7 protein-coding genes are annotated in these 8559 nt (G+C 40.4%); 2 read left to right on the top strand and 5 right to left on the bottom strand.

Going from position 1 to position 8559, the window contains the following annotated elements; all coding sequences use genetic code 11:
* Positions 1 to 258: 258 nt before the first annotated feature.
* The 3 genes from FFO06_RS13355 to lepB all read right to left on the bottom strand — a co-directional run bounded on the left by FFO06_RS13355 (position 259) and on the right by lepB (position 4005).
* Positions 259 to 1992: a R3H domain-containing nucleic acid-binding protein gene (locus tag FFO06_RS13355; RefSeq protein ID WP_137908480.1), complete on the bottom strand. Its 1734-nt coding sequence runs from the start codon at positions 1990 to 1992 to the stop codon at positions 259 to 261.
* 45 nt (positions 1993 to 2037) lie between these two features.
* Positions 2038 to 3156 (bottom strand): circadian clock protein LdpA, encoded by a 1119-nt coding sequence (gene ldpA, locus FFO06_RS13350; protein ID WP_137908479.1) that lies wholly within the window; start codon positions 3154 to 3156, stop codon positions 2038 to 2040.
* A 195-nt stretch (positions 3157 to 3351) separates the two neighbouring features.
* Positions 3352 to 4005 (bottom strand): signal peptidase I, encoded by a 654-nt coding sequence (lepB, locus tag FFO06_RS13345; protein WP_137908478.1) that lies wholly within the window; start codon positions 4003 to 4005, stop codon positions 3352 to 3354.
* A 226-nt stretch (positions 4006 to 4231) separates the two neighbouring features.
* On the opposite strand from lepB, the gene FFO06_RS13340 reads away from it, so the two are divergent.
* A complete protein-coding gene (locus FFO06_RS13340) occupies positions 4232 to 5551 on the top strand; it encodes a dihydroorotase (protein WP_137908477.1) in 1320 nt (439 codons plus the stop codon).
* 20 nt (positions 5552 to 5571) lie between these two features.
* On the opposite strand, the gene tsaE is transcribed toward FFO06_RS13340, so the two are convergent.
* The gene (gene tsaE / locus FFO06_RS13335) at positions 5572 to 6000 is read right to left on the bottom strand and encodes a tRNA (adenosine(37)-N6)-threonylcarbamoyltransferase complex ATPase subunit type 1 TsaE (protein ID WP_137908476.1); all 429 of its coding nucleotides are present in this window, start codon (positions 5998 to 6000) and stop codon (positions 5572 to 5574) included.
* 142 nt (positions 6001 to 6142) lie between these two features.
* Positions 6143 to 7519, bottom strand: coding sequence for a gluconeogenesis factor YvcK family protein (locus FFO06_RS13330; protein WP_137908475.1), 1377 nt, complete (start codon positions 7517 to 7519; stop codon positions 6143 to 6145).
* A 155-nt stretch (positions 7520 to 7674) separates the two neighbouring features.
* Here FFO06_RS13330 and ruvC point away from each other — a divergent pair, with 155 nt between their 5' ends.
* Positions 7675 to 8166 carry a crossover junction endodeoxyribonuclease RuvC gene (gene ruvC, locus FFO06_RS13325; protein WP_137908474.1) on the top strand — a complete coding sequence of 164 codons (492 nt, stop codon included), beginning with the start codon at positions 7675 to 7677 and terminating at the stop codon, positions 8164 to 8166.
* Positions 8167 to 8559: the final 393 nt, after the last annotated feature.

Below are 8559 nucleotides of genomic sequence, written 5' to 3'. Positions count from 1 at the left end.
ATATCAGCATAATCCCAACCTAGTTCTTCAATAAAAAGCGATGTAAAATCAGCTAATTGCAGGTATTTTTTAACTTGACTACGATTGAACTTCATAAAATGCACTCCTGGGATAAATAAGGTTTTTACCCCACCCTAACCCTCCCCTTGCTAAGGGGAGGGGACTAGATTCCGGTTTCCCCACCTTGACAATGGGGGACTTTTGTGGGGTAACTAAACCTGGGTTTTTAATGCAGAAAAGGGGAAAATGATCAAGAACTTAAGCCGGATAAATTCTTAACCGCCGATTTGGTTCATCGCCAAAACTGTCGGATTTGAGGCGATAATGTTCTACTAACTCATGCTGCATTTTCCGCACTTGGGAAGAACGGGGTAGTAACTCCACAGGTTGACCCTTAGGAATAACAATCTGCTCTACAGCAAGTCTGGCTTCCTCCAAAGCGTCCATTTCATCATCACTACCATTGTGTAGTAACAATTGTAACTCTCTGTTATCGCCAATATCTGGATCATCCATATTCAGAAGTCGGCGTAAACTGCGAGTAATTTGGGGAATTGTACTGGACTTAATCATGAACATCGGTAAATGACGGGCTTTAGCCATTTGTCGTAACTTAGCGTGGTTCTTGACGTGCGATCGCAAAGCTAAAATAGCATCAGCACTATCTAAGTCTTTTGTCAAGACCACAGGCAAAGTTAACACATTAATTACCTGTTCAAGTTGATCACGACTCACCCCATAAGGGTAAATATGTAATGGCAAATCTTCCCCATTGGGACCTGCTGGTTTGCGGCTGGGAAAATTAATACTTTCTGAGTAATTGAAAGATTCATCTAACAAGCGGTCAAATTCACTGCGTCCCGTCGGTCTTTCCCTTTCCATAGATAAAGGTGGTAAAGCCACCATTTGTCCAGAAGAACGCCAACCATTGGGTTTAGCAGCCAAGAAAGACTCTTCCACCTTAGTCACGTGGCCATTACCACCATTGACCACAGCCAACTGTCTAGCAATACCCACCTTACCCTGATCATCAACGGTTCTAGTTTGTGGGTTAGGTTGACGACCACGTAACAAAGTATCAACCGTATCAGCCACACAGTCATGAACTACCCAGCGTTGTCGTTCTAACATTTCCACAGCAATGTCAAAAGTAGGCGGAGCTTTGCGTTCTAAAACCGTTTTTTGCGAACCACGTCGTCTAGCCTCATCATCTCCCAAGGTAACAGCCTGAATACCCCCCACCAAATCAGATAGAGTCGGATTTTTAATCAGGTTTTCAATCTGATTACCGTGGGCAGTTCCCACTAATTGTACCCCTCTTTCCGCAATAGTACGGGCTGCTAAAGCTTCCAATTCCGTGCCAATTTCATCAATCACAATCACTTCTGGCATATGGTTTTCCACAGCCTCAATCATGACTTGATGTTGTAATTCTGGCTGAGAAACTTGCATTCGTCTAGCCCGACCAATGGCAGGGTGAGCAACATCACCATCTCCAGCGATTTCGTTAGATGTGTCAATAATCACCACTCGCTTATTTAAGTCATCGGCCAACACGCGGGCAATTTCCCTTAAAGCCGTGGTTTTACCAACACCGGGACGACCGAGCATCAGAATTGATTGACCAGTTTCCACCAAATCGCGGATCATGGCAATTGTTCCGAATACCGCGCGGCCAACACGACAGGTTAAACCGATAATCTTACCACTACGGTTGCGGATAGCACTGATGCGATGTAAAGTTTGTTCAATTCCTGCCCGATTATCCCCTCCAAAATTTCCAACTCTTTGTATACAATCATCTATCTGTGCTTGAGTGACTGGTGTTTCGCTCAGATACTCCGCTCCATGGGGAAACCGAGCTTCTGGACGACGACCTAAATCCAAAACTACTTCAACTAAATTATGTCCTTGAGGGTGATTCTTTAGTTTTTGTTGGAGGTCTTGGGGTAAAATGTCTAACAACTTGTGGAGATCTTCTGTAATCGTCATGGCAATAATTGGTGACTGACGTTTTTAGAGATATGGTTCGAGTGATTAGCGTAAACGCCCAGACTTAATCTGGGAAACGAGAGTATGGGCCAGCCTTACAGCCTCCCAAAGTAATTCTGGTCTTGCTTCCAAGCGGCTGTTACCTTGACTATCAGTGTTAATCACCTCCTTACTTTCTAACTGGTCAAGAATAGATGACAGCAATACACGGGCATAACTACCATAGGCAACCCCAGCTATTTTCGATTGGGGATTGTGATCTTGGCTTCCCAAATCATTCAGTAGTCCCATGCCCTGCAATTTAGGAACAGTATAGCTATTAGTGCCTCCTGCTAACTGCACATATCCCGGTAGGTTTGCTGTCAAAACTTTTTGTCCTAATTTCACAGTGGCTATGGTTGTACCATTACCAATATCACCACTCATGGAACGCCCGTCAGTTTGCCAAATTAAAAACTGCGGACGGGGGACAATTAAATCGTAAATTGCTTTTAGGTAATCAATTAGTCCTTCTCCATCATTACAACTGATGGCGACTAACTTTAATTTATCTACCCAAGGTGTCATTGCCGCCCATAACCGTTGAAATTCTGCCAACCGCCCTACTTGAGTATGAATTTCTACAGCATCTATTCCCATGGACATGATCAATGGTGCAACCTCCCCTAGCGTTGACACATAAGATTTTGTATAAATTATCCCATAGGGACAGATGGGAACGCAACGCCCACAGCCATAACATTTTTCTCTAATTACTCCCGATAGCTCATCTTTGGTATTGTTAAATAAAATTGCCTGGGCTGGACAAATTTTTTCACATGGTTTAAGACAATCACTGGGACAGTGTTGAGAATTAAACTCAGCTTTTCTAAAATGGGGATCTTCACCATCATTGACGCTGACCATTAACAAGGGCAAATTACCTGTAAAGGCAAAGCCCCGCTCCTGGGCAACCTTGGCCAAACTCTTGGCTACCATTAAAGCTTCTTGAGTGGCGGCAATGACCGCCGTATCGGCTGCTACATCTATACAGTCAGCACCAGCCAAAGTGTAGGCCAATGTTAAATTTCTGACCGCAGGCAGGTGTTGGAAACTGGCTCCGCAAATTAATTTGAACCAGTTACCTTGTTTTAGGGATTGTAAGGGAGCTAATAAATCAGTCACACTTCCATTATGCTTTGATTCGACTATAAATTGCAGCCTGTAATCAAGAAAATTGATTTGATTAGTAATAGGATTTATGCCTTGACAATAAATACAAAATATGTATTGATAGCCCAGGTAGCCTTAGCTTGACTTCTGTGGGGGCGGGTTTTCCCGCCTCCTAACTTCCTTTATATGACTTTATATGGTATCATTTCATGGCTTTGCAGATGGATAAACAGGAGATTTATCAATGGGTCCAATTTTGTTGAGTGGCCAAAAACGAACTACAGCCTGACCAATAATCTGTTCGCGGGGAACAACGCCCCAACAACGTCCATCATAACTACTACCTCGGTTATCACCTAACATTAAGTAGGAATTTGGGGGAATAATTTCGGGTTTAGCCAAGAAAGGAGGCTGGGGACCGCTGCTATTGCAAGTCTCAACGAATGTCCGCGCAGCAGAAGATAGATAAAGATTTTCCTGTAAAGGCTGGCCATTAATATATACTTTACCAGCCTTAAGTTCCACTTTTTCACCGGGTAAACCAATTACTCTTTTAATATATGCGTCCCGTTTAGGATTCTTTATTGTTTCTGGTGGTAAAAATACTACTATATCTCCGCGCTGGGGGTCAGCAAATTTATACTTCACCTTATCCACGATAATCTTATCCGCTTTCCATTGGTCTTCGACACCATGTAAAGTTGGTTCCATAGAGCCAGAAGGAATCCAACGGGCTTCAGCGACAAAGGTACGAATTCCCAGAGCTAGAAAGACACTCAAGATCATCGTTTTACCTAGCTCTACTATCCAGGAATTATCAGGTTGTTGGCTAGAGTTTTGATCAGACGCTTGATTTGGCATGAAATTGTTGAAGTATGTTAAGAGACTAGTATGGAACTCAGACAGAGAGACTTGATATTATTAATCTTAACGAGATGGGGCAAATGGTAGGTAAATCAAGTCAAAAATCTAGTATTTTCCTGTGTTCAACCACAAACAATCAGGTTTTTAGCTGACCTGACTTGACAATAAACCTATTCAAGAAAAAGTTATCTATGATCCATAAATACTTAAAAATTGTACATCCATGTCAACTACGCAAAGTTTACTGATTCGTCATGCTGAAATTATTCTACCTAATGGTGAGTCAATGATTGGGGATGTCTTGACTCAGGGAAGACAAATAGTCCAGTTAGGTCAAGAAATTACTAATGCTGCTCCTACCCATGAAATCGACGCACGGGGTTTAACTTTGTTGCCAGGAGTAATTGACCCCCAGGTGCATTTCCGCGAACCAGGTTTAGAACACAAGGAAGACTTGTTTACAGCCAGTTGTGCTTGTGCTAAGGGGGGTGTCACCTCGTTTTTAGAAATGCCGAATACAAGACCTTTAACCATTAGTCAGTCGGCTTTAAATGACAAGTTACAGCGGGCTGCTAGTAAGTGCTTAGTTAATTATGGCTTTTTTATTGGGGCTACGGGAGACAATTTACCAGATTTACTTTCTGCTAGTCCGACACCAGGAATTAAGGTGTTTATGGGGTCAATGCACGGACAGTTATTGGTAAGCCAGGAGGAGGTACTAGAGGCGATTTTTGCCCAGGGAAATCGTTTAATTGCTGTTCATGCCGAAGACCAAGCTAGAATTAATCAACGCAAACAAGAGTTTGCGGGTATTGAAGATCCGGCTATTCATTCCCAAATTCAAGATAATCAAGCCGCTTTGTTAGCTACCCAATTGGCGTTAAAACTCTCTAAAAAGTATCAGCGCCGCTTGCATATTTTACATATGTCAACAGCGGAGGAAGCGGAGTTACTGCGTCATGATAAACCCAGTTGGGTGACAGCGGAGGTAACACCCCAACATTTGCTTTTAAATACTAGTGCTTATGCAACTATTGGTACTTTAGCACAAATGAATCCCCCTTTGCGATCGCCCCACGATAATGAAGTTCTCTGGCAAGCTTTACGGGATGGTATCATTGATTTTATCGCTACAGACCACGCCCCCCACACTTTAGCAGAAAAAGCCCAAACTTACCCTAACACGCCTTCGGGAATGCCCGGTGTAGAAACTTCTTTACCTTTAATGTTAACCGCTGCTATGACAGGAAAATGTACTGTTGCTCAAGTTGTCCAATGGATGTCTAAAGCGGTAGCTGTAGCCTATGGTATCCCCAATAAGGGAGAAATTTCCCCTGGTTATGATGCTGATTTGGTTTTGGTAGATTTAAAAAATTACCGGGAAGTTAAACGGGAAGAAGTTTTAAGTAAGTGTGGTTGGAGTCCTTTTGAAGGTTGGAATTTGACGGGTTGGCCTGTAACAACTATTGTCGGTGGTGAAATTGTTTATGATCATGGTCAGGTAAATACCCAAATTCGCGGACAAGCTTTGACTTTTTCATAATTCTAGTCAGTGGTCAATGGTCAGTTTATTTCCGTAATTTCGGCCTGACGTTGACCATTTTCACCATGGTTTAAACGTATCTTCAAATAACTATCTGGTAAATAAGGCATTCGTTCAGCCCATTCAATTGCTACAATTCCCGGTGTGACTTCTATTCCTTCCCAGTAACTTTCTAAATTTAAACCTATCACTTCATGAGTTTCAAGACGGTATAAATCTAAGTGATAAAGCGGAATTCGTCCTTCTGTATACTCATTAATTAGAGTAAAAGTAGGACTAACAATAGGGTCAATTATTCCCAAACCTTTACCAATACTTTGGACTAAGGTAGTTTTACCAGCACCTAAATCACCTGACAATAAAATCACACTTCCCGCATTTAAGGTTTTTCCAAGAGTAATACCTAATTGCTGTGTTGCTTTTAAATCCGCAAGAAAAATTGTAGTCATTTGTCTTATGTCATTTTTAATGGGTGCTTATCGTGAGCGATTGTTTTTAAATCGTGAGTAATTGTTTTTTAAACGTGAGCAATTGTTTATTGATTCAGAATGTATTTTTATTAATTAGCAATGACAGCATCAAATTAAAGACTTACTTTTTACTGTGATGCGCTCCACTATACCATTTCAGTAGAACCTTAGCTAATTTTTGGGGGTCATGACGAACAGCGCCATTTTCATCTTCAAATAAAATATTAGCAGGAATGATTCGCCGTCCTAATTGAATAACAGCTTCTCTATCTAAAAAAACTGGGTGGGCATTTTGTTGAGCATAACGAATGAGTGCTTGGGCTGAGGGTATTTTTTTATGAACTAACACAGCATCAAATAATCTTTTATTGTCACAAGCTTTATCTATAGCTTGAATATGATCAGAAACACTATATCCATCAGTTTCTCCTGGTTGAGTCATGATATTACAGATATAAATGCGAGGTATATCAGTAGCAGCGATCGCATCAGCAATTTCTCTGACTAATAAATTAGGAATTAAGCTAGTATAAAGACTGCCAGGGCCAATAATAATGTAATCAGCTTCTTCAATAGCTTTAATTGCAGCGGGTAATGCGGGGGGATTTTCAGGAATACAACCGATTTTGACAATTTTTCCTTCAGCTTTGGGAATATTAGATTCACCCTCAATGCGTCGGCCGTCTGTCAATTCTGCCCAAAGTCTTACATCACTAAGAGTAGCAGGTAAAACTTGTCCTTTCACTGCTAACACTTTAGAACTAGCAGCAATAGCCTGTTCTAAATCTCCAGCAATATCAGTCATAGCAGTTAAAAATAAATTACCAAAACTGTGGCCTGTTAATCCATCTCCAGCACGAAAACGATACTGAAATAATTCCGTCAGCAATCTTTCCTCGTCTGCTAATGCTGCTAAACAATTGCGGATATCTCCAGGAGGTAAAACACCAAATTCTTCTCGTAATCTACCCGAAGAACCACCATCATCTGCTACAGTAACAACAGCGGTAATATTAGCACTGTAGGTTTTCAAACCTCGGAGTAAAGTGGAAAGTCCCGTACCACCACCAATAACAACAATTTTGGGACCTCGATATAAACGACGGTGAGCTAAAAGAACATCTATCAATTCCTCCTCCTCACCTTCCGGTCTTAATACTTCTGTAATTGAACCTACAGTGCGGTATTGTCCCCACAACAACAACAAAACACCAGATAGCAGGAGTAAAGGACCGCTGATATAGTTGGGGAAAATGTCCGCAAAAAATGCTAAAAGATCCGTGAGAAATTCTAGTATCCAAAAAATTGGGGTTAATTTTACCCAAATAGCCAACCCCAAACTAGCCAACACCACACCCCCAACACTGATGAGTAACCAGCGTTTCACCACTAACCCGGGGGATAACCATTTAAACCATTGGTTAATGCGGTGGGAAGTGCGACCATGGGATTGTAATTGTAACGAATTAATCGCTCGTTTGAAAAAACCGCTGAACATACTCAATAGGGATTGTTGATACAAACAATATTTAACAAAAACTTTACATCATTGACTCACCAGTCTAGAGGGGAAATTGTCAGAATTATCCATTCCTTCATATTTGCAAGAGAAAAAAGTCAGCAGTTAGGAAAATTACCATCATAGAGAATTATATGGAAAAGCGGATTTTAGGCATAGATCCAGGACTAGCAATTGTGGGTTTTGGAGCGATTAATTGGCAAAAAAGTGCAAATAAAACGCAGGAGATAAAGATACAGATGATTGATTTTGGTGTCATTCGCACTCATGCGGATATGGAAATGAGTCAACGACTATGTATTTTATTTGATGATTTAAACACTCTTATCGAAGAAATACAACCAGATTTAGTTGCAATTGAAAAATTATTTTTTTATCGCATGGCTAATACTATTGTCGTTGCCCAAGCTAGAGGTGTGTTAATGCTAGTTTTAGGACAACGTAAACTTCCTTATGTGGAATTTGCACCTCCCCAAATTAAACAGGCTTTAACAAATTATGGTAAGGCAGATAAAGCAGAAGTACAAGAAGCTGTCATGCGCGAGTTAGATTTAGATGAAATTCCCCGACCAGATGATGCTGCGGATGCTTTAGCGTTGGCTTTGACGGCTTCGTTTCAATTATAATAATATATACAGTATTAATCTATATATTCTTTTTTGCTATGAGTAAATAAAAGTATGGATTTGTTTCACGCACAAACGCAGAAGCGCAGGGAAATAAGTTGAAAAATCTAGTTTTTTGTTAATGTTTAAGTTTGTTTTAGGTTAGTTCTCACAATTTATATACTTTTTTTCTCGTGCAAAGTCACAAATTCGCAAAAGTCTTGATTTTAAATTGGTAGTTTTTAAGTTTTTGCTTTCATAAGTTCAAAAATTTGTTTTAATTCAGTAAAGTTGTAAATTAAATTAAGTTTATTTTCAATATTTACTGTTAAATTATACAAAAAGATTGTTAAATAATCTATTCTATTTGTTTTAATATCTTTAGCTATCGGATAAAAAAACAAAAATAATGTA

Origin of the sequence: Dolichospermum planctonicum (assembly GCF_005402965.1) — a bacterium.
Lineage (GTDB): Bacteria > Cyanobacteriota > Cyanobacteriia > Cyanobacteriales > Nostocaceae > Dolichospermum > Dolichospermum planctonicum.
This window is presented reverse-complemented; position numbering and strand designations above follow the sequence as displayed.